Genomic DNA, 22,633 nt, shown 5'->3' with positions numbered 1-22,633 from the left:
TCCGGCTGCATCCATCTATTCAGATTTATAGTATGCGATTACCATTTTTTTTTGCGCGGCGATTTGTTGCAGGCGAAAGCTTTTCACAAGCGGCTCCCGAAGTAACTGCACTTAATAACAAGGGCATTGCGGCAACACTTGATCTGCTCGGCGAAAATGTCAAAGACAAAGCCATCGCTGAAGAAACAACCAGGGAGTATTGTGATCTTCTTGAGGGAATTCGTGACCGGAAATTAAACGCCACCATCTCTATCAAACTGACCATGATGGGGCTGGATATTGATGACCATTTCTGCCGTAAAAACCTTTTTGTTTTACTTGATAAAGCAAAAGAACTGGATCAGTTCGTCCGCATTGACATGGAGGGTTCCGACTATGTCCAGCGCACACTCGATATATACCGGGATGCCAGAAGCAAGTATGGCAGGCACGTAGGCATTGTCATTCAGGCTTACCTGCACCGGACACGGGATGACATAGCACAGCTTGCTGATGAGAATGCGGACGTAAGAATCTGCAAAGGAGCTTATAAAGAGCCTCCTTCCATCGCACTTCAGAACATGCCGGATATTCGCGCCGTTTTCAAGGAGTACACGGCTGAATTACTCAAGAAGACAGATTACACCCGCATTGCAACACATGATGACCTGCTCATCGACTGGACAAAATCCTATGCACGTGAAAACGATATCCCAAAAGACAGATTTGAGTTTCAAATGCTCTACGGACTGCGGCTGAATACCTGCGAAGCACTTGTGGAAGAAGGATATAATGTGCGGGTATATGTCCCTTACGGCACAATGTGGGTGCCCTACTTTACGCGCAGGCTGCGGGAAAGAAAAGAGAACATCTGGTTCATTTTGTCAACGATGTTCAAAAAATAAGGCGGTCTCATCAAATCTCCACCGATATTTCATACATGGCATGACCCGCTCCCCGCATGCATGATGAAGTCCGGCCTGCAGATAAATATAACGGTCAGTTTTTTCTCTCTTCAATAATTTTGTCGAGTGCCTTTATCACTTCTTCAATTCCCTTCTCCAGGGCAGCGTATTCCATATTCCTTTTTTTGGACTGGAGGTGATTCCAAAGCCCCTTCAGAATGCGAAGGTCCTCATCCCTGAGATCATGATACGCTGTTTCGTAATTGCCGGAGGGCTTGAGGTAAAGGTCTACATTACCCTTTGCCCAGACCATTATAAAATCTCTGCTTTTACTGATATTTACTTTCATCTGTTTACAGTTTATGACTCTAACATTACATGAACCGAAGGTAACGGTGTGAAATACCCATGTTGGCTGTAATCATGCTTCAGTTTGACAGTGAGCCGCCATCGGTATTTCATGACTATTTTTTTTGAAATCTGACGTCACTTGTAATGCAATGACAATGTAAAACTCAAACTACTGTGCGTCAGAGCTTATTATGTGTTATGAGCATTTATACCATGTTGATGTATTCTTGTTCCGATAAAATCAACAAAATAAATCAACAAAAATACTAAATGATTCTTTCTGATTGCACCTTCAGAAACACAATCAACACGGTATTTTTCAACCCTTTCCTGAATTAACAATCTGTATTAATAATAAAATAAGACATACCAAAAGTAATAACAAGTTGCAACGGGAAATGCACTTTTTGTCGTTGCTGTAAAGCAGGTTTACGGCTGCCATCTAATAACAAAATCATTATTAGTATAACTATAGATATGTCTGCTAAAAGTTAAATTTTTCGTGTATAACCGTTCCATCTGAAATAATTAGTGTTTTCAATTTTTTCATGCATAAAATGACGGGCATACAGACCGGAAATACGTGATGTCTGCTTTTGGGCACTATCTCAGCGAACGGCCTTTACAAAATAACCCTGCGTCTCCTTGGATCCGTCAAACCAAATCCGGTCCAGTCCGCGCCCCAGCAACTGGTTCAGATGAAAAAAAGGATATAAAACCGCCCCGGACAGTCTCCTGATCAGCCGCGGGCCCCGGATCAGACGGATCAGCTGGTAGTTAAGCTTGATAAACCAGGTCGACCAGAATCCGCTGGTTGCATGAATTTCAATGTCCCTGAATCCGGCCTGACCGAGTAAATGCTCCAGTCCGTACCTTGTGTACCGAAAATAGTCATGCGGTTCTTCGTGAATATGCCACATAAACGGTACCTGCAGGAGCAGTGTCCCCCCGGGCCTCAGGATTCTGTGAGCTTCTTTCAGCATGACCAGTGGTGAGTGCAGATGCTCCAGAACCGATATTGAAATCACCGTATCTGCAACCTGGTCACCAACCGGAACCGGTTCATTCAGGTCGGCAACAACATCCGCTTTGCTGTCATGCTGTGACGACGCCCAGTCCACTCCCACATATGAGCTTCCATGCCGCAGGAAGTACGACTCAAACGGCCTTTCCCCGCAGCCCAGATCATATACAACCCCTGAGATATATCCTGCGTACCGGACAAGCATATGGTCTACCTGGTCATAGAGCAGCCAGTTGTGTGGCCTGCGGTTGTTGTGTGTTTCGGATGGTTTCATTAATCTGTATTCTGTAACATATTGGTATCACGTTGGCAGCGACCACATTGGCCGATATCATTTTTTTCCTGCGGCCGGACACTGTTACTTTTTATGTTACTGATTCCCCCGTCAATCTGAAATACTGATCTGCCATGAATCTATTACAGGGACAAGCCATTTTTTTAGTCATAACCGCACTTTCTCTCATCATTATTTTCAACGGATGTGAACCTGCTGAAAGAAATGAGGAGGCAGTCAGCGATAATCACAATCTTCGTCTGCACTGGACCGTAAAAAGCAATTTTGAAAAGGAGAATCAGGCGATTCATGAAATGACGCTCCTGAATGAGGGTGATGAAACTCTAAATACCGGCTGGACCCTCTATTTCAATTTCATGCGTCTGATTGAAGACGCTGCAACCCCCGAAGGAGCCGCTGTATCCGACCATGCTGCCATCACACACATTAACGGTGATTTTTACCGCCTTCAGCCCGATGAAAGGTTTCCCTCCCTGGAACCCGGGGAAGAAGCACGGTTTACTTTCGTATCACAGGGATCTGCTGTTCTGAAAATCGACGGTCCGGACGGTGCCTATATCGAGCAAGCCGGCGGAGAAGTCGTTCCGGTTGAGATCAGCATCGAACCGTTCACTCGAAAAGAGCAGGTCCACCGCTCACAGGACGATGCCGTACCGCTTGCCACAGCTGAAAATCTGTTCGAAAAGAGTGAAAACCTTTCACTGTTGCCGGAGGACGAGCTATCACCTGTTGTCCCGACACCATCTCATCTGTCCCGTCGTGACGGTGCATTCACCATCACCGGAAATACCGGCATTCATTTTCAGAATGACCTTGAAACCGAAGCACGCCTGCTTGCTGAAACCCTGGAGCCGCTGCTTGGCACTGAACTGAGCCGCAAGGAGAGACCACCGGCGCCGGACGAAAAAGCTATAGAGCTCATCATTTCCGATCTGAAGGTCGGCGACAATCCCAAAACATACGGGGATGAGGCCTATCTTCTTGAAATCAGCGACTCCGGAGTCTCCATTACCGGAACGGACGAAGCCGGTGTTTTTTATGGGATTCAGACACTGAAAGCAGTGATTCCTGTTGAAACATGGGCGTCGCTGCCGACAGACGGCGACGATGACAATGCTGCTTCCATCACAATTGACGCAATGTCGGTTGCAGATGCCCCGGGCTTTGAATACCGTGGCCTTCACCTGGATGTGTCACGGAATTTTCACTCTGCAGAGCAGGTAAAGCGGCTTCTCGATGTAATGTCCTTCTACAAGCTGAACCGCTTTCATTTTCACCTGACCGATGATGAGGGGTGGCGCCTGGCTGTTGATGCGTTTCCGGAACTGACGGAAATCGGCGGGCGTCGCGGCCACACACATGACGAAAAAGACCACCTGCTTCCATCTTACGGATCAGGCCCAGACCCGGATGTTCAGGCATCCAAAGGCAGCGGATGGTACAGCCGTGAAGAATATGTGGATATCCTCCGCTATGCAACGGATCGACACATCAAGGTGATCCCGGAAGTGGATGTGCCCGGGCACGCCAGGGCCGCCAAGGTGGCTATGAAAAATCGCCATGAACGGCTTATGGATGAAGGAAGGGATGATGAAGCCGAAGCATTCCGGATTCACGATCCGGCCGACACCTCCGAATACCGGTCCATTCAGCGCTGGACCGACAATGTCATCAATGTTTGCCAGGAGTCGACTTACCGGTTCCTCCGCGAGGTATATGATGAAATCATTGACATGCACCGGGAGGCGAATGCTCCGCTTGCAACCATTCACGTCGGCGGTGACGAAGTACCCTCCGGTGTCTGGGAAGGATCGCCAGTCTGTCATGACCTTGTTTCCAGGGAGGCGGATTTATATGGGACGGATGATCTTATGGATTATTTCTTCAAACGGACCAGGGCAGATCTCGAAGATCGCGGACTTACCATGTCGGCCTGGGAGGAGTTTTCACTGATCCCTGATCCCGAAACCGGAGAAACAGCTCCTAATCCGCTGTTTGCAGGGGAATCTGTTCCTTATGTATGGTCGAACATCTGGGGCACCGGAACTGAGTCGTATTCCTATCAGCTGGCCAATGCCGGTTATGACATCGTTATGAGCCACGCTTCCAACTTTTACTTCGACTTGTCCTATCAGAAACACCCTGAAGAAAGCGGTCTTTACTGGGCGGGATTCGTTGATACTCCGGATCCGTTTTCTTTTATCCCGTTTGAACTTTACAAGAGTGGTGTAACTGATTACCTCGGCAATCCCATGCCGGAAGACCGGTATGACGACTTCCCCCGGCTCACGGAGGAGGGAAGAGAGCACATCCTGGGTCTTCAGGCACAGCTGTGGGGAGAAACCTTCCGGACGCCCGATCGTGTGGAATACATGGCTCTGCCCCGGCTCATTTCACTTGCGGAGCGGGCATGGGTTCCGGAAGAGGAGTGGATGGAGATAGAATCCAGGGAGGAGCGTCTGGATGCCCTGTCACATGCATGGAATGAATTTGCAAACCGCCTGGGTCAGCGGGAACTGCCAAGACTGGATCACCTGAATGGCGGATATGGCTACAGGGTCCCGCCCCCGGGTGCCCGTGTACAGGATGGTACACTTGAAGCCAATGTGGCCTATCCTGGACTGGAGATACGATATACGCTCGATGGCAGTGAACCTGATGAGCAGTCAAATCTGTATGAATCACCGGTCCCTGTTGACAGTGAAACGGAGATCAGGCTGCGCACCTTCGATCAGCAGGGCAGAAGCAGCCGGACTTCAAGCATTCCGGATATGGTTGAACGGTAGTTCTGACAGTTACATTGATTCCGGCCATAAGTTTTAGCTGTTATTTACAGGGAAACGGATTTCAACACGTGCTCCCTGTGCATTGCCTATTTCCATTTTGCCTTTGAGCTGGCTCGTCAGGCCGGCTATAAGCTGCATGCCCAGTGAGCGAATGTTGCCTGAATTTATATCCTCTACGACCTGCTGCCCGAAACCGGTTCCGTCATCCTTGTACTCCAGCACAGCCTCTTTGTCTTTCCTCGTCAGACCGATAGTAACCGTACCTTCACTTCGGTTTTTAAAGGCATATTTCATACCATTGGTAATCAGCTCGTTAAGAATGATACCGCATGGAACCGCCCTTGTAATATCCAGATACACCTTGTCGAGATCAAAGGACATGTGAATCCTTTTTTTGTCTGAGGAATAATGTTCCTGTATGAATCCGGCCAGCTCAATGATATAGGCTCCAAAGTCTATCTCGGCAAATGAATCCGACTTGTAGAGTTTTTCATGAATAAGCGCCATTGACCGGATCCGGCTTTCGGCCTTTTTCAGAACTTCTTTCATTTCAGGAGTATCACTCATCTCGGCCTCCAGTTCCAGAAGACCCGAAATCACCGCCATATTGTTTTTGACCCTGTGGTGCACCTCTGCCAGAAGCACCTCCTTTTCCTTCAGGTTTTCCCTGGCCGCCTGTTCATGCCGTACCTGTTCACTGACATCTCTGAGCAGGACCAGTGCTCCTTCTTTTCCCTCATAATATATCGGTGTGCCTACGGTCTCTACCCAGACATGAGAGCCGTCGCGTCTGATGTGCACCTGACGTGACAACTCTTCTACTTTCTCCCTTTTCACATTCAACCTCATAATCCTGTTTCTGATCACATCATGATAGTCCGGATGAAAATGATCAAAGACCGGTGTACCCAGCAGCTCATGCTCCGACTCTGCACCGTAAAGTTTTACGGCTGCCGGATTAAGATAGGCAAACTTATGGTCGGTCTGAATAAATATAGGCTCCGGCGCCAGCTCCACCATCGACCGGAACTGCTCTTCGCTTTCTTCCAGTCTGTTAAGAAGGGCTCTTTCCTTGAGCTGGTCATGGAACACCAGCACAACACCTGTAATTTCCCCGTTTTCTTTTTTTATCGGAGCACCGGTATCGGCTATCGGGATCTCACGACCCTTCCTGGATACAAGCAACGTGTGATTGGCAAGAGCAACAATTCTTCCATGCTGCAAAACCTTGCCAACAGGATTTTCAATTTTCTCTCTGGTATCTTCATTTATAATGCAAAAGACTTCTTCAATTTGTCTTCCAATGGCCTCTTCCTCCTTCCATCCGGTCAATTCCGCGGCAACAGGATTCACCTGCTGAATCAATCCGAATATATCAGTAGTAATTACGGCATCACCTACACTGTAAAGAGTCGTCCGGTAAAGCTCCTCACGTTCGGACAAATTCAAGACCGTTAAATAGTGATTGTAAAATCTTGCGACGAGCCATGCAATGCGATCCAGCAAGACCCTTTCCTCTTTCAGAAAATACAGAGCGTCATCTGGTGCAGCTATTGAGATTCGAAGTTCCAGCTCATGGCCACTGGTAAGGGTTTTACGACTAACGAGATCATTGTCTGAAGGGTGAAATGCGCCTGTTTGATATACTTTGTCATTCAGCTTCAATACAGCAGCTGTATTTTCCGGTAAACGAAAACCATCAGGAATTACCCTGAGCACCTCTTTGATAACATGCTCAAGATTCAGATCCGGACGCGGTGTCTGAAGACACTGAATCACCTCATAAAGCATACTAAGCTCTTTCACCCTTTCTTGAAGATGAAACAGGTTTTCGTTTCGGTACTTGTCCTGCTGTTCAAGCTGAGCATCCCATCTCTTCAGGTGATCACGCAAACGTTCAGGGTCGGGTGTCTCTCCACTCTCGATATTTTCAAGATACGTGCGGATCTCTTTTCTTGTTTTATGATGATTGGCCGGACTGAGAGGCATAGGCCTGGATTATTAGCAATACATTAATATCAAAAATCCGTATAAATCCATTATTACAAGTATAAATCGATACATGTTACGGAAAGTAATCCAATGTTTGCCGCTTGCCGAATGGATCTATATCAAATGTCACGGCATAATCAGATCGGGCCAATGCTCCTCTGACTGTGGCAAGCGATGAATAATATTCGAAATAGGGAAAAGTTGAGATATCTCCAACAATAAACTCGTACTCTGCGACAGCTTCTTTCCACAACTGAAAAGACCCAGAAACATCCACGAAAATATACGGTTCAAAGCCCTCCATGTCCTCCCAGTTTTCAGTGAAATAGATTCCACGGACACCACGATGCCGCGGATGATCGCTTTCAATGCCCTCAAGTGATGCCAGCAGCACTGCATCGGTCACGATGGAATGCGTTGCAGAGTGATCTTTGTGGATACTGTTCTTCCAGTGAGTAATAACATGTGTGGGTTTCGTTTTGCGAATGATCTCGCTTACATAGTTTCGGGCCTCGTCATTGTCAGGAATTTCGGCATCGCTGTACGGGCCGAAAATTACTTCCGACCCAAGAATTTCTGCCGCATTTTCAGCCTCTTGTTTCTTCTGATCAGCATACGCATCGGGAGACATCTCCGGGTGTCCGCGCTCACCGAGTGTCAGATGAAGCATAATAACGCGATTGCCCATTTTCGCATGTTTGGCCAGAACCGCTCCGCAAGAAACCTCCATATCACCGGCATGGGCACCTATGGCCAGAATAGTTCCCGGTTCATCGGAAACAGCTACTGTGTCTTTGCCCGTTGCAAGCGATTCATGAGCAAATGCGGAGAGTGTGATTGAAAGCATCAGCGCCAAAGCACTTACTGCTATATAGAAACCGGGCCACAAATTATCATATAAAATAATCTTCATTGGAATATCTCCATTTAGTAGTTACTGCCTCAAAACGCAAAATGCCTCTTTTCCTTCCGAAAACATTGTCCTTAAACTGATATTTAACCACACCCGCTACCATTCTGCAAATTGATTATCCACAGCACCTTAGTGACTTTTATTCAAAATAAAAAACAGGTGTTGTTTTGATCTGGGTGAAACTGCCTGAAATGCTCTGAGAACCCGCAATAATTCTCCGGTCTTTACCTGGCCAGATTACCTGCTCATCAACGGCGGCAAGGACCGGTCAGGTTTGTTCACCGGCGAAATCATCCTGATCACATGACAGTCGTAGCAACCACCAACAAAGAGCCGCGCTCTTCAGATTGTGGCTTTTGGGATATTAAATCAGAAAATCATTATGTTATTATTATAGAGCTTCATTTCGTGAGTAAAAGAGTGGATTATAAGCGTTTGTGTGCCTTTCCTTCGTGATTGGTTTTTCAATAGTTCCGGGGATTCGTGTCAATAATCAAAGTATCGTAATAAATGAGGGATGCTCTTGGGCGGAGAAAATCAAAAAACAATTCTTCTTATTGAAAACGATGCCGTTGTTTCTGTGAGCTGGAGGAAAGACCTTGAGAACATGGGATATGCCGTAATAAGAGTAAATTCCGGTGAATGTGCCATCGAGTTGGCCGGGAAAAACCGGGGCATTGATCTCATCCTTATGGATATTGAACCCGGCGGCAACATTAACGGGGTGCATGCTGCTGAGCAAATTCTGCAAAAACATGATCTGCCGCTTGTATTTATATTAAGCAGTCCGGAACCGGAAACCCTGGAAAAAGTTGAGAACATAACCTCTTACGGTTTCGTGACGAGCAAAAGCAGTATGGCAGAAGTAAATTCGTATTTCAAAATGGTTTTGCGGCATTTTGAAACAAAAAAAAGAATGAGTAAAGAGTTGGCCGAACGAGAGAAAGCCAAAAAGGCGCTACAGGAAAGTGAAGAAAAGTACAGGGTGGCTTTTAAAAACACCGGTACGGCCATGTGCATTACTGAAACAGACGGAACCCTCTCCTGGGTCAATGCCAAATTTGCTGATTTGGCAGGTTATGCTATTGAAGAAATTGAAAATAAAAAAACCTGGATGGATTTTGTCTTTAAGGAAGATCTCGAGAGAATGCGTGAACAACATGAGTTGTGGCGCCAAAATAAAGAAGAAGCACTGAATGAATATGAATTCAGTTTTATCGACAGGAATCACAATATCAAAGATATTCACTTATACATAGACATGATCCCGGGAACGGATAAAAGTGTGGCTTCTCTCCTGGACATCACCCAGCGTAAAAAAGCAGAGAAAGAGTTATTATTTCAAAATGTCTTAATGAAAACTCAGTTGGAAGTTTCACTGGACGGTATTCTTATTGTAGATGAGAATGGTAAAATCACATCTTTCAATCAGCGTTTTGCCGATATTTGGGAGATACCGGATAGTATTATGTTCTTGCAGTCAGGAGAAGAGGCATTGGAGTATGTCCTTCCTAAACTAACTAACCCGGGTGAATTTGCTCAGCGGATTTATGATTTATATGAAAACAAACAGAAGAAGAGTTACGATGAAATTGCCTTAACTGACGGAAAAGTTCTTGATCGCTATTCTTCACCCATGTTTGGTCCAAATAATGAATATTATGGCAGGATCTGGTACTATCGAGACATCACCGAGCGCAAGCGAACCGAGGAAGCCCTAAAGAGATCTCTGAAGGAAAAAGATGTCCTGCTTTCGGAAATTCATCACCGCGTGAAGAACAATATGGCAGTCATATCCAGCATGATTACCCTTCAGTCTGAATTTGGCGATCTGAAAAAAGGTTCTGATGAACTGCTTGGGGATCTTCAAACCCGCATCATGTCCATGTCCTGGGTCCATGAACTGGTCTATGAAAGCAGCAATTTTGACCAAATACCATCCGAAAAGCTGATGAAACGGCTGGCAGACTATCTGAAAAATAGCTACCAGATCGAAGGCAAGGAGATCTCCATGCAGGTTCACTCGGAAGACATCATGCTGGACATGAATAACTCGGTGCCGCTGACCCTTCTTGTTTCTGAGTTGCTGACTAATGCTTTGAAGCACGCTTTTACGGATCGCCGGACTGGACATATCGACCTCTCTCTCATTTCGCAAGAAGAGGGGTTCCTCCTGGTGGTCCAGGATGACGGGGTTGGCGTATCGGATCCTGACAAACTCCAGTTTCCTGAAAGTTTTGGGTACACCATCATCCACGGCCTGGCCGGACAGCTGCGCGCTGAGCTTACGATTTCTTCTCCTCCTGAGGGAGGACTAAAAGTCGAAGCGTGGTTTCCCGAAAAGCTGACATCCTGAGAAATTTACAAAAGGCGGTTGAAATGGGATTTGCGCTGGACGATGTGTCGTGTTCATCATTCTTTCCTTTTAACACTCCCATGGTAAAACCGTTCTATATTGATCCCTATAAGCAAGCCTGCAATAATTAAAATTCCGGTTAATGATATGACCCCGGTGTAGAAGAGTGATTTCTGTACGGGGAAAAAAACAGTTTTTCCGGTGACCTGTATGATGCCGGTAAGAAACAGAAGGATTACCATGGTGATGCTTCCGGTGAGATAGAGCCATGCTCCGGCATGAAGCGTTTTCAGGACCCTATCCGTCTGCTGTAGTTTAAATAATCGTTGCAGTATCCCAAAGAGTAGCAGAGTGGATACCACCACCAGTAGATGTAAATGGATATAGCCTATTACCAAAAAATCGGAATGCAGCCATATTTCCCGAAAGGGGGGCCAGGCCATGGCGACCGGAAGCAAGAAGACAGGTCCGGCCCCAATTAGACCCGACCATAACAGTTCCTTGCATATCCAACGAGTTTGATGGCCTGTGCCATGAAAACATGCCTTATTGGCATAGGACCAGCGACCGGTGAGGGACCGAAGTGTAGAGCCCAGTACGGCCAATCCTCCGGCTGCAAACAGAAGTGAACCGGCTAATCCGGACAAAACTACCGCATAAGAGGGTTCCTGTAGTGGAAGTTGCGGAATCAAAGCCGGAACCAACCCGACCATCATGAGCCAGAAAGGCCAGGTCATGTGCCGGTATTGCGGGTCAATGAAATAACGGAAAGCAAGTCCGCATAGGGCAAAAAGAAACCAGCCATTGAAAAGTATGTGCAGGTAAAATTGTACAGACGCATCCACCCAGAAGGGTGGTAACCCACGGCCAACAGCCAGCAGCCATATACCTGCTGTAGCCATCACCATCCAGAACACAGCGCCTTCCAGGAAATATTGAGAGCCCGGATGACCATCCCCGACGGCATTTCGGAAAAAAATCCATGCCAGCCCATAGCCCAAAAGCATATGAACAGTAGACAAAGCGATGGAAAGCGGGGCATAACCTTCACGTACAAAAGCAACAAACAAAAGAAAAGTGACCAGGACGGTCAATGTCCCCAGACCGGTGACACTGCGTCGCGGAAGTGTACGCCGGATTGTTCCCGCTTCCAGTACCAGTCCCATCATTCCTAAAAAGGCCCATCCCAGCAATGCAACATGAGAGTGTCCGTGTATCAGGTAATCGGCGCGAAACAGCATCCACTGGGGCCAGGCCCACTGCAAACGGAGCCAAATACCGCTGACAAGGGTCAGAGCCAGAAACAACAGGGCCGGTATATAGTACCATTTCCGAATCATCGCTTAATGGCCGGTCCTGTAAGTTGTTACTGCTTCTTCATGATTATCAGGGCAAAGCGAAGCACGGCATCCGAGGTGGGAAAAACCGCATGCTCTTCGGCAGGTTCAAGATAGATCCATCCGCCGGGGGTCATTTCGTACTCTTCCTCCGGCGTCTTGAGTTTTCCGTCACCTTCGATGGTCTGTATCCATACCGGAAACTTTGAAGTGTGTTCATTCAGCTCCTCACCCGGTGCCAGATGCATCACCACCAGGGAAGTGTGTTCATTTTTGAAAAGGGTTTCACTCAGTATCCCCCGGTCCGGTTTGGTCCGGGCAAAGTGTTCGTTCATATCAATATCATGAGCCATTGTAAATACCTTGTTTGTGTTAATCAGAAATCTTTATACAGAAAACGCCGGAATCCACCATATACCGGGACGAACAGCCAGAGCAGCAAGCTGCCGAGGGCAATCGCCATTCCGAGCACCGTGCCGAAGAAATCCCGGAAAACGGCACCGGTAAGTCCCATAAGGGCGGATATATCAAACTGCAGCAACAGCAGTATCCGTCCGAGGTCAATGGGGTTGAACAGTGATAATGCCAGCACCGGCTTCTCCAGCGGGTAGTTTGCAAACATATAAATCACCAGGAGTATGATCCCATCATATATTACCGTGAAAAAGAGGCAGATAACCAGTGCGAGTCCGAGTCCTTTGATCCGATCATCAAAGCGAAGAGCAAGATAATAGGCGATACCGACAAAAATAACCGTCAGCATGGAACCGGTAAAGGTCAGCATCCCTGCGGCGGTCCATGCTTCCGGACCGGCACCGTGATATATGAAAGGTACCATCACGCCACCGGTAAATGCCAGTACCAACGGCAGGCCAAGGCCCAGAAACATCCCCCAGAACAACTGGTGGCGTTTTACAGGGTGACACAGAAGCATTTCGATATACTCCCGCGTATTGTAGAGGTAGAATGCCCCGAGGATAATGGATGCCAGCGGAATCACGATCAAAACAACATTCATCATACTGGTGGCCACCCGCACTCCATCGCCTCCAAAACGGAAAAGGATATCCGTCAGCCCCAGAAAAAACAGCGCATAAGCAATGATCCATCTGCTGCGAATCACATCTCTGAGCTGATATTTCAGGATCTTTGCAATCATGACGCCCCTCCTTCTGTTACAAATGTCTGTTCCCGCTCTGTATAATGGTCATGTACCGGCTTGCTCTACCCATCTGCCGGCTCATAGCCTTCTGTCATTCCATTCCGTGACGCGACCGCTCCATTCTGACCGATTTTCCACGCAATGGCACGCTCCAGGGTTTGTTGTCCGGTATCGGCAAGCAGATCGGACACGCTCAGTTCAAAATAGATTCGCCCTTCCAGCAGATAGACCACCTGATCGGCCAGCTCTTGCACTTCGCTCATGATATGGGAAGTGAGGATGATGGTGGTGCCGCGCTTTATTTCAGCCAGTATCTTGTCTTTCAGAATACTGCTGGAAACCGGATCGAGCCCCGTGGACGGCTCATCGAGAAACAGCACCTTCGGCCGGAACAGAAATGCCAGAACCGCACTCACTTTTTGGCGGTTGCCGCCTGACAATGTCCGGAACGGCTTGTCCTTTTCGGTATCCAGATCAAACCGGTCCCACAGCTCCATATCAAGATCTCCGGAAGAATCCTTCGATGTCCCGGAGTCTCCGCTGTAGCCCCGGATATCCTTGATCATATCCACGATCTCCTGCAGCGTCAGGTTTTCCGGATAGCGGGCTATCTGCGGCATATAGCCGATTTTCCGGCGATAGTCACTGTCACCGTTGACAGCCGTACCATCCACGGTGATGGTCCCGGAATCAGGCTTCACAAGTCCGAGTACGCTTTTTATAAGTGTCGTCTTACCGGCGCCGTTCGGACCCAATACCGCGGTTATCTTGCCAGGGGCGATATCCACTTCCACGGACTTCAGTGCGTGAAGTGCGCCATAGTGTTTATCAAGCTCTGTAATTGTGATCATAAGGATACCTCGCTCATAAGCGGCTTTTCATCCACCAGTGTTTCCGGAGTGATAGTCGGCATGATGCGCTCGGTCAGATCCAGAATCTGCACGAACATACTGCGAAGCAGCATCAGAGCCATCGGGTTGCGTTCCACGATCAATGAGAAGAGCCTCACCGGCCGGTAGGGGACATCCCCATACCCGTCGCCTTTCAGATCGTAACCACTGTACTTGTCCCAGTAGTTGGCTTCAAAAGTGCTGTTGTTCTGCCTGCTGTTGGTGGAAACATCAAACGCGTTATCAATAAAGTTGTTATGTGTGATCATATTATCCATACTGCTTGCCGTGATGCGGATCGCCCAGCCGTTCTGCTGAAACCGGTTGTAGTGAATTTTGACGCGATCGCTTCCTTCGGCACGAATTCCGGTCGTATTACCTGAAAAATTGTTGTGCTTGATTTCACTGTCGGTGATCTCTTTCAACAGTAATCCGTAGGATGAAGCTCCCCAGTTCTGTACAAACTCATTTTCTTCCATCATTACTCGCTTGCTGTACATGACGGCGACACCGGCCCCATTATCTTCAAACCGGTTGCGATGATAGATACAATCGTCCGAGAACATAAAATGGAGACCGTACCGGATATTGTTCACGGCATGATTGTCGTAAATTTCACTATTCTCCACATATTCCAGGTAGATGCCGTCACGGTGCCCGTTGATGATATTGTCTGCTATTACAGCATGATTCGAGTTCCACAGATGGATCCCGTTCGCTGAAACAGCTTCTCTGGTTTGATAAGCCCGCAGTTGATTATCACGGATCTCAACACCGTGTGAGCGGGCCAGATATATTCCGAAAAACGTATCGTCAAACCGGTTGTCAATTATCTTGCCGCCGGATACGCGGTCGAATCGTATTGCCGCATGATCGCGACTGTGACTGGTGGGAACATTTCGTATCTCCAGTCCCTCTATATGCACACTGTCGGCAACAATCCGGAATCCCTCTCCCTGGTGACCGGCGTCGATCACGGGCCGGTCTATTCCGACAATGACTACCGTTTGCTCAACAATCAATTGGTGCTCAGTATATACCCCCGGATGAATCCTGATGGTGTCATGGTCCGAGACCTGCTCCAGGGCATCGGATATCCGTGAATATTCCTCTCCCTCGCCAACATCAAATACACGATTCGTATGACCGGGAGTCGGCACCGATGCCGTAACCGGATACCGGACTGCAGCCGTCATCGTGCCCACAACGACAAGCAGAATTACAATCCATCCGTTTATAGCTCTGAGCTTCATCATGAAATTAATGTTGATGTCCGTTTGACCAGGCCTCGCGCACCTTTCCGCCCAATTCGTGCCACTCCATCACCGAACCTGAAAACCGGTTTTTTTGCTGTTCTGCTTCGTCCCTTGTCCCATAAGCAGAGAAATTCAGAGCCATCGGACTGCGCAACTCATCACTTTGCAGATAGTACGCCTCCTCAGCCGCAAGCCACTCACCGGGCCGTTCAAAATCAGGAACCCACAGGCTGTGGATATCAAGACTTTGCCCTTCTCCGCCATCCACAAAAGCCACCATACATTCTATGGCGTCAAACGCGTACTGCCGGCCCTGTTCGGTCACCAGCTGCGACGCAAAACGCTCATCGCTGATCATCATGCGGCAATGGTCACACTCCTGTTCTCCGATTCGAATATCCTGCGGACCGGGGTCACATGCCGCTAACACCATTACGATTCCTATCGTCCATATATACCGGCCGTATTTTTCCATTTCTCGTATATTTTTCATTTTCATCATTGCAATCATAAACTGTAACCTTTACATACCCGCCTGCTATAAGTGTTTTTCATCCCGCAACACTTCCCGGATTTCCTCCCAGGTGTAACGGGTGCCCGGATAAGCTTCTCCGATGTTGAAGAGCAAATCTTCATCGGCATCCGGGTCCATGGCGCTCACCCAGGAACCACCCGGACTCGGCAACAGCTTGCTGTGATGATACATCAACTCATCCGGCGGCATAATCTGTTCCGCTGAAACAAAATCCACAATGCCCACAAACGGATAGGTCTCCGGTTCACGATCCTGTTCGGCCATATGCCATACCAGGCTTTCCACAGAACGATATCTCTGTACCCGGCCATCTTCATCCACGGTCACAGCGCCATACCGTTTACTGCGGATTTCCCGGCCACTATATTCACACTGTTCTCCAAAGAGCGTGATCGCTTTCTCTCCGAAATGATGGGTACTGCTGCGGTCTGTCGTCAACGATACCTCTGATAACAATGCCGGAACAGAACCCTCCGCGGTTTCGGCGGAATCACCACCGGAACGTTGGCTTTGCGCAAAATCTGAACGGTCATTATCGGCATTCCCGCATCCGGTCACACCGATGATCATAACTATGACCAGCAGATGTACCGGCAGATATGCTGAAATTTGACATACAACATTCTTTTCATTCATATCATCTACCTTTCTTTTTGGCAATCCGGTCCCAAAACAGACCACCGGTGCCTGTTAACAATGAAAGTGTGACCCAAAGTGTGCCCCAATAGGGCCAGGAATGTGCCGTAATATTCAGCAACGTTTCCCGGCCTATTACCGGAGGCTGATACGTCATATCCGGCACTTTGATGGCCGCCCGCGGGTCAAGGTTATGTCCGTACTCGTATCCCCACATGTAGAAATCGTACATTCCCGCCACCCCGGAAATGATAAACAGGGCAACCCAGATCCATGCCAGCCACCGGGAACCTGTGGCGGCTGCAGCGGCAGCCAGTGCTATCAGACCGGCAATAACCCATGGTATAATATCCAGGGTCGGTACTTGATCGGGGTCTATTTCCTGCATTCCGACATAGTGATTCAGAATATTGATATTCTGAATATCGTGTCGCTCGTGACCCGTAATATCATTCACCCAGATATACATCCCGATGCCGTCCGGATACTGCGGGGCGGTCAGGGTTATGCTCCATATCGGAGTGAAAAAAACCGGAATCAGCAACAACGCTGCAAGAAATAATCCGAGACGGGAGGTCCTGTTCATGGGATAGTTATTTGATTGTGATACGTAATCAATTGCGGCCGTTAAATATGCCTAAGCCATTTATCAACTTTAGTTAGCAGGACAGGACTTGTCACAGTCCTGTCCACGGTTTACGCCGTATTTCGAATAGCGAAAAATCAATCCTCACCGGTTCTCCAGGTCAGAGGAACATCGGTATCGGCCGGTGAGACACGCACATAACCCTGCATCTCCTGATGAAGCGCGGAGCAAAAGGCTGTGCAGTAGAATGGAAAAATTCCGGTACGTTGCGGATGCCATACAATGGTCTTGGTCTCACCCGGTGCAATCAGCACTTCGGCACTATTTGACCCCTTGATGGCAAATCCGTGTACCATATCCCAGTCCTGCTCGATATTGGTCAGGTGGAAATGGACTTCGTCGCCAACACGAATTCCCTCAATATTATCCGGGGTGAAATGGCTTCGGATATTGGTCATATAGACCCGAACGACATCTCCGTCCCGTTCCACACGAGCATCAGCAGTCCGTTTGACAGCATGGGGATGGTTATTCGCGTCCAGATCATAGATCTGTTTGACATTATCACGAATCTGATCAGCCGGAATCGCCTGGGCATAATGAGGTTCGCCTATCGTCGGGAAATCGAGCAGCATTTCCATCCTATCGCCCGAGATATCATAAAGCTGGGCGGGGTGCAACTGTTTGGGTCCGGTTGGAAGAAAACGATCGCGACTGGTCTTGGTCAGTCCCAGCATATATCGCTTGTCGGGATTCGGGGTATCACCACCGGTGATCATCAGGTGACCGATGGAGTAGTAGGAGTCGATGCGATCCACCACTTCAAACGTCTCCAGCGACCATTTTACAATTTCGGAAGAGATATAGACCGACGTATAGGCGTGACCGTCACCGTCAAATTCGGTATGCAGGGGCCCCAATCCCGGATTTTCCACCTCACCTACAATCGTGGACTCATATTCCAGAACCGGAATACCGTTAATGATCTCTTCAAACGCGTCATTATCGATCGCGTCCAACATCCGACTGAACGAATGCACCGGAATAACCGTCGCCAGTTTTCCGCCACCTACGATATACTCGCCGGTCGGATCGATATCCACACCGTGCGGCGATTTGGGGGTCGGCAGAAAATAGATCATATCCGGAGCATCGCGGGGATCCAGGAGCAGCACCTCATCATGCACATTGGATACCGCTACACTGGTATTTTCGTCTTTCATATTGTGATAGTATTCAGCCGGGACAGTCTCTGCCCGACCTTCCCGGACATACTCTTCGGCCATTTTCCAATTCACCGCAACAATGTAATCCTTGTCAAATTCCGAAGCGTTGATCTCCAGCAGTGTATGCGCCTCTTCGGTGTTGTAGGTGGTAAAGAACACCCAATCGGCCGATGGGCCCTTGCCGGCACGACCCAGATCATAGTGATAAGGAGGCATAAGAATCTGGAAATCCATACTCATTTCGCCCGTCTCATCATCCACCCCGATAAAACTGAGCGAGCCGTCAAAATTCTCGCTATAGGTATCGATCGGCACATCCATGTCCATATCATAGGGGATACTGAACCGGGTAGCACCGATAATATATTCGGTGTTTTCGGTAGCAAATGTTGAAGCGTGGTTACCGCCGGTATTCGGCAGTTCCAGGGTTTCCACGGTTTCGAAAGAAGTAAGATCAATCCGTGCCACCCGAGGGGTGTTGTTGGCATTGATAAACATCCATCTTCCATCCGGCATACTGTTGGTCAGCGACAATTCGGGATGATGGGAATCGTCCCAGGGAATAAAGCCGTAACTGGTCATCAGCAGTGGCTTGGTCTCTTCCGAGTAGCCGTAACCCGACTCCGGATCCTGAGAAAAGACCGGTATGTTCCGGAACATACGTCCGGATGGAAGCCCCCACACACTCAATTGTCCGCTGTACCCGCCGGACAGGAACGCATAATACTCATCATACTCTCCGGGTGCGACATATACACGCTGGGCGGCATCCCCCGTATCCAGCATCTCGGTCTGTGACGGACACCCGTACATCAGAACCGACACCAGGCCGATGCCCAGTAAAACCGTCGACACCTTCCATATTGTTGTTTTTTGTATCATATTGTTCTCCATGTTTCCTATTAGGAAGTGATTAATGGTTGTTTGATATTACTTTTCCCGTTGCTATTGCTCGCGAAGGTCCTCTCCCGTATCCGCGTAGTGACGCAGGAAATCAAGTATTTCAGCAGCCTGCTCTTCGGTCACATTCTGGTATGGCATGGTCGTCATATACTCCTGAAGAAGCGCCTGTCCCACCGGGTGCCGCTGCGTCATCTCTTCCGGATTGAGGATGAAGTTGATCACAAATTCATGAGACCGGTTTTCCGCTACACGCCCCAACGCCGGACCTACAAACCGCTGCTCCATCCGGTGACAGGAGGCGCACCGGCTGTCAAAATATTCAGCCCCGGCCCGTGCCCGTTCAATCTGAACTTCGCCGAGATCCAGGGGTTCATCAATCGGGCCAATACCGTGCTGCAATTCAAAATCGGTCAGCTCAGCCGCGGCGTCATCACCGGCTCTTTCCGCCGTCTCATCTCCATTTCCGCACGCCGTAGAAAACAGTAGTAATGCTGCCAGAATCAATACTCGTTTCATTATAATAGGATTTAAGTGTATTTTATCTTAAATAGGGATTAAAAAAAGACGCTGGTAAGTCAATTGGCTTATGCTCTGATTTTTCCTCTGATGGATACAATTCGGTAAGCCGGGTATTAGAAAAAAAATCGCTAATATTATTATTCAGATTTTGCCATTTGGCACGAAATTCAGGAACAAGCTCCATGTGCTTCTCCGAAAGACCCAGCCAGAAACGGTCAAAAGCCTCCTCCCCGTCGATTGCTGTAATAATTTCCTTCAGGGTAATTTCCGAAGACGGCTTGTCCAGCGATACGCCTCCACCATGGCCACGCATGGTTTTGACAATATAGCCGGAAGCCAGTCGCTGCATAACCTTGGTGAGGAAAGCGGCCGGAATGTCCAACTGTTCGCTCAACTCACGAATGGAAACCACATCCTTCTCTTTGTGGGCCGCTATATAAGCAACCGACCGGATTCCGTATGTACTGGCCTTCGAAAAGTGCATATATCGTATTTAGGAGTATTTTATCTTAATTATAAGATCTTCCGAGCCACTAGTCAAGAAAAATATTGTTTTTTTTGGACATCATCGGAAGTATGATGAGTATCATCCGACAGATTACAATTCAATCTTCACGAGTAGATATCCACACTTTCCTGGGCCGAAAGCAGATAGTTGACACCGAACCAACAGATCAGCAAGATCACAAGCGGCTCTATACGCATGGTCAATATCGGCGATAGCGCATCCTTATTACATAATATAATCGGTTTACACCGTTTTTATTGACTATAAACTCCGGAATGGTTATTATTCCCCCATCATGGAAAACAACTCCAAATTACATATTCTGGAAACCATCAAGCGGAAAGGCTGTATCGGGCTCAACCGGCTGGTCGATGAGACCGGTTTGGCCAAAACGACATTGCGTGAACATTTAACGCAGCTGGAACGCGACGGCCTGGTCGAAAGGGAATACCGCCGGGCAGGTCCGGGTCGTCCGGGACTTCGTTATGGGCTGACCCTTGCCGGACATCGCCGGTTTCCCTCCGAAGAGCGGGAGCTGCTGGGTGATCTTCTGCACTTTCTGAAATCGGAAGACCAGGAGGAACTGCTGCGTTCCTTTTTCAGGCGGTTCTGGAGCAAACGGGTTGATAGGGCCCGGCAACGTATGAATGAGGCCGCAACAGAAAACGGAGGCTCCCCGGACAAGCAGCTTTCCGCTCTTTGCAGCGTGTTGGAGCAAGAAGGCTTCATGCCGGAATGCATGGATGACAAACAGCAGGGAGCCTATGTCATAAAGGAGTGCAATTGCCCGTTCCAGTCAGTTATCGGAGAAACACAGCTCCCGTGTGAACTGGAAATTGAATTTTACAGGAAATTGTTCGATGGAGAGGTCACACGGACTTCCTATATCCCCGACGGGGATTACTCCTGCTCTTATCACATTGATCGTCCAGATAACTGATTTCAGCAATAACTCAGCAGTAGTTCAAAAATTCAGCAACATTCCAAACACAGCGAATATCGTAACACTTCTTTAGAAGATAACATACTCTTAAATCATAATATTTCACTCATAATTACACATCCCATGTTACAACTTGAACAACTATCCGAACAAAAAGTAGGTGACATTGTCACCCAAAACTATCACGCTGCTGGTGTTTTCCGGGAACACGGCATTGATTTCTGTTGCGGAGGCGGGATTTCGGTACAGGAAGCGTGTGAAAAGAAGGGAATCGAACCGGAAAAAGTGACACTGCAACTACGGCAGCTGGCCGAATCCGCCCCCTCCGGCGGTGACAACTACAGCGAATGGAGCCCGGGTTTTCTGATCGATTACATCGAAAATACCCACCACCGTTTTGTCCGGACCAAAGTACATGAAATCGGGGCCTATGCCCAGAAAGTGGCGCAAGTTCATGGCGAACGCCATCCCTGGAATATAACCATATTCCACACTTTCGTCGATCTGGCCCGCGAACTACTGGACCACCTGGAGGCCGAAGAAAAAACTGTTTTCCCGCTGATCAAACAAGTGGCCGAACTTCGTGATAGCGGCAAACCGGTCGATCCGGACCTTGCCGTCTCCCTCCGCTCCGAGCTGGAAAAAATGGAGTCGGATCATGACGGTGCCGGAGAGGCCATCGCAAAAATCCGTGAATTAAGCAGCGATTTCACACCGCCTGCGGATGCCTGCACCACCTATCAGGTACTTTATCAAAACCTGGCCGGTTTTGAAGAAGATCTGCACAAGCATGTGCATCTGGAAAACAATATTCTCTTCCGGAAAGCCGAAGCCCTTCTTGCACAGGGATGATCATACTTATAAGTTTTATCAGTTTACAGTGTACGGTGTGTCAGTGATCAGTGTGGCAGCAGTCTGGCTTGATAGTGTTCACTGCAGTCCTGGTCACTGTCACACTGTAGCCCTGTTCATTGTCACACGGTCATGGATAATTCATAAATCGATCTCAATTCCATAAATTTTGGAAGCCATGTATCAGTGGGCTGTCTTCTTTCATGTGCTCATCGCCATGTTCTGGATCGGCGGGATGCTCTTCACGGTTGCCGTGCTGGTACCCGCCACCCGGCGGCGTCTGGCCTCCCAAAAAGGCCTTCTGTTCACCGAACTGGGGACGCGCTTCAGCCGGTTAAGCTGGGTGCTGTTCCCGCTGTTGCTGCTGACCGGCGTCCTGGCCCTGCTGGGCCGGGGCTACCAGCTTCCTCACCTTCTGGAGGCCGGGTTCTGGCTGTCCGGTTACGGAATGCTCATCGGAAAAAAAATCGTGCTGTTTGCTTTCGTTTTGATCGTCAGCGGGATACACGACTTCTGGCTCGGTCCGGCAGCCGCCAGACTGATGGATGACGCTCCCGATCACCCCCGCACAAAAAGGCTTCGATCCGCTTCAAAATGGGCCGGAAGAATAAATTTACTACTCGGTTTAGTGATCGTATTTCTTGCTGTCTCTTTGGTTCGTTAACGGCCTTAACGGTTT

21 protein-coding genes are annotated in these 22,633 nt (G+C 48.5%); 6 read left to right on the top strand and 15 right to left on the bottom strand.

The window, feature by feature from the left end; genetic code table 11:
- The first annotated feature begins 32 nt into the window (after positions 1-32).
- On the top strand, positions 33-884 hold the full coding sequence (locus NATSA_RS03315) for a proline dehydrogenase family protein (RefSeq protein WP_210510385.1): 852 nt from the start codon (positions 33-35) through the stop codon (positions 882-884).
- Positions 885-978: 94 nt separating this feature from the next.
- Here NATSA_RS03315 and NATSA_RS03310 read toward each other — a convergent pair whose 3' ends face one another.
- The gene (locus NATSA_RS03310) at positions 979-1,233 is read right to left on the bottom strand and encodes a hypothetical protein (RefSeq protein ID WP_210510383.1); all 255 of its coding nucleotides are present in this window, start codon (positions 1,231-1,233) and stop codon (positions 979-981) included.
- A gap of 610 nt (positions 1,234-1,843) precedes the next feature.
- Positions 1,844-2,533 (bottom strand): class I SAM-dependent methyltransferase, encoded by a 690-nt coding sequence (locus NATSA_RS03305; RefSeq protein WP_210510382.1) that lies wholly within the window; start codon positions 2,531-2,533, stop codon positions 1,844-1,846.
- A 134-nt stretch (positions 2,534-2,667) separates the two neighbouring features.
- Here NATSA_RS03305 and NATSA_RS03300 point away from each other — a divergent pair, with 134 nt between their 5' ends.
- Positions 2,668-5,340 (top strand): family 20 glycosylhydrolase, encoded by a 2,673-nt coding sequence (locus NATSA_RS03300; RefSeq protein WP_210510380.1) that lies wholly within the window; start codon positions 2,668-2,670, stop codon positions 5,338-5,340.
- 33 nt (positions 5,341-5,373) lie between these two features.
- Here the strand turns inward: NATSA_RS03300 and NATSA_RS03295 are convergent, their stop codons facing one another.
- On the bottom strand, positions 5,374-7,329 hold the full coding sequence (locus tag NATSA_RS03295; protein ID WP_210510378.1) for a sensor histidine kinase: 1,956 nt from the start codon (positions 7,327-7,329) through the stop codon (positions 5,374-5,376).
- 76 nt (positions 7,330-7,405) lie between these two features.
- Positions 7,406-8,245 carry a PIG-L deacetylase family protein gene (locus tag NATSA_RS03290; protein WP_210510376.1) on the bottom strand — a complete coding sequence of 280 codons (840 nt, stop codon included), beginning with the start codon at positions 8,243-8,245 and terminating at the stop codon, positions 7,406-7,408.
- Positions 8,246-8,762: 517 nt separating this feature from the next.
- Here NATSA_RS03290 and NATSA_RS03285 point away from each other — a divergent pair.
- Positions 8,763-10,601, top strand: a complete 1,839-nt coding sequence (locus NATSA_RS03285) for a PAS domain S-box protein (RefSeq protein ID WP_272491738.1) — start codon at positions 8,763-8,765, stop codon at positions 10,599-10,601.
- Positions 10,602-10,657: 56 nt separating this feature from the next.
- On the opposite strand, the gene NATSA_RS03280 is transcribed toward NATSA_RS03285, so the two are convergent.
- The 11 genes from NATSA_RS03280 to NATSA_RS03230 all read right to left on the bottom strand — a co-directional run bounded on the left by NATSA_RS03280 (position 10,658) and on the right by NATSA_RS03230 (position 20,135).
- On the bottom strand, positions 10,658-11,941 hold the full coding sequence (locus NATSA_RS03280; protein WP_210510372.1) for a hypothetical protein: 1,284 nt from the start codon (positions 11,939-11,941) through the stop codon (positions 10,658-10,660).
- A 26-nt stretch (positions 11,942-11,967) separates the two neighbouring features.
- On the bottom strand, positions 11,968-12,291 hold the full coding sequence (locus NATSA_RS03275; protein ID WP_210510370.1) for a cupin domain-containing protein: 324 nt from the start codon (positions 12,289-12,291) through the stop codon (positions 11,968-11,970).
- Between the two features lie 23 nt (positions 12,292-12,314).
- Positions 12,315-13,097 (bottom strand): ABC transporter permease, encoded by a 783-nt coding sequence (locus tag NATSA_RS03270; RefSeq protein WP_210510369.1) that lies wholly within the window; start codon positions 13,095-13,097, stop codon positions 12,315-12,317.
- Between the two features lie 65 nt (positions 13,098-13,162).
- On the bottom strand, positions 13,163-13,951 hold the full coding sequence (locus tag NATSA_RS03265; protein WP_210510368.1) for an ABC transporter ATP-binding protein: 789 nt from the start codon (positions 13,949-13,951) through the stop codon (positions 13,163-13,165).
- Complete coding sequence (locus NATSA_RS03260; RefSeq protein ID WP_210510367.1) at positions 13,948-15,246, bottom strand: nitrous oxide reductase family maturation protein NosD; 1,299 nt, start codon at positions 15,244-15,246, stop codon at positions 13,948-13,950. Before NATSA_RS03260 ends, NATSA_RS03265 begins: the two co-directional genes overlap by 4 nt.
- Positions 15,247-15,250: 4 nt before the next feature.
- Positions 15,251-15,739, bottom strand: a complete 489-nt coding sequence (locus NATSA_RS03255; RefSeq protein WP_210510366.1) for a nitrous oxide reductase accessory protein NosL — start codon at positions 15,737-15,739, stop codon at positions 15,251-15,253.
- A gap of 45 nt (positions 15,740-15,784) precedes the next feature.
- On the bottom strand, positions 15,785-16,417 hold the full coding sequence (locus NATSA_RS03250; protein WP_210510365.1) for a hypothetical protein: 633 nt from the start codon (positions 16,415-16,417) through the stop codon (positions 15,785-15,787).
- Between the two features lies 1 nt (position 16,418).
- Positions 16,419-17,003 carry a hypothetical protein gene (locus tag NATSA_RS03245; RefSeq protein WP_210510364.1) on the bottom strand — a complete coding sequence of 195 codons (585 nt, stop codon included), beginning with the start codon at positions 17,001-17,003 and terminating at the stop codon, positions 16,419-16,421.
- A gap of 137 nt (positions 17,004-17,140) precedes the next feature.
- Positions 17,141-19,111 (bottom strand): Sec-dependent nitrous-oxide reductase, encoded by a 1,971-nt coding sequence (nosZ, locus tag NATSA_RS03240; protein ID WP_210510363.1) that lies wholly within the window; start codon positions 19,109-19,111, stop codon positions 17,141-17,143.
- A 63-nt stretch (positions 19,112-19,174) separates the two neighbouring features.
- A complete protein-coding gene (locus NATSA_RS03235; protein ID WP_210510361.1) occupies positions 19,175-19,648 on the bottom strand; it encodes a c-type cytochrome in 474 nt (157 codons plus the stop codon).
- A gap of 22 nt (positions 19,649-19,670) precedes the next feature.
- Positions 19,671-20,135 carry an RrF2 family transcriptional regulator gene (locus tag NATSA_RS03230; protein ID WP_210510359.1) on the bottom strand — a complete coding sequence of 155 codons (465 nt, stop codon included), beginning with the start codon at positions 20,133-20,135 and terminating at the stop codon, positions 19,671-19,673.
- A 319-nt stretch (positions 20,136-20,454) separates the two neighbouring features.
- Between NATSA_RS03230 and NATSA_RS03225 the strand changes: the two genes are divergently transcribed.
- The 3 genes from NATSA_RS03225 (at position 20,455) to NATSA_RS03215 (ending at position 22,618) form a co-directional block, all read left to right on the top strand.
- Positions 20,455-21,099 carry a helix-turn-helix transcriptional regulator gene (locus NATSA_RS03225; RefSeq protein WP_210510357.1) on the top strand — a complete coding sequence of 215 codons (645 nt, stop codon included), beginning with the start codon at positions 20,455-20,457 and terminating at the stop codon, positions 21,097-21,099.
- 126 nt (positions 21,100-21,225) lie between these two features.
- Entirely contained in the window at positions 21,226-21,954 is a 729-nt protein-coding gene (ric, locus tag NATSA_RS03220; protein ID WP_210510356.1) for an iron-sulfur cluster repair di-iron protein, read from the top strand.
- 178 nt (positions 21,955-22,132) lie between these two features.
- On the top strand, positions 22,133-22,618 hold the full coding sequence (locus NATSA_RS03215; protein WP_246481681.1) for a CopD family protein: 486 nt from the start codon (positions 22,133-22,135) through the stop codon (positions 22,616-22,618).
- Positions 22,619-22,633: the final 15 nt, after the last annotated feature.

This window comes from Natronogracilivirga saccharolytica, assembly GCF_017921895.1.
GTDB lineage: Bacteria > Bacteroidota > Rhodothermia > Balneolales > Natronogracilivirgulaceae > Natronogracilivirga > Natronogracilivirga saccharolytica.
This window is presented reverse-complemented; position numbering and strand designations above follow the sequence as displayed.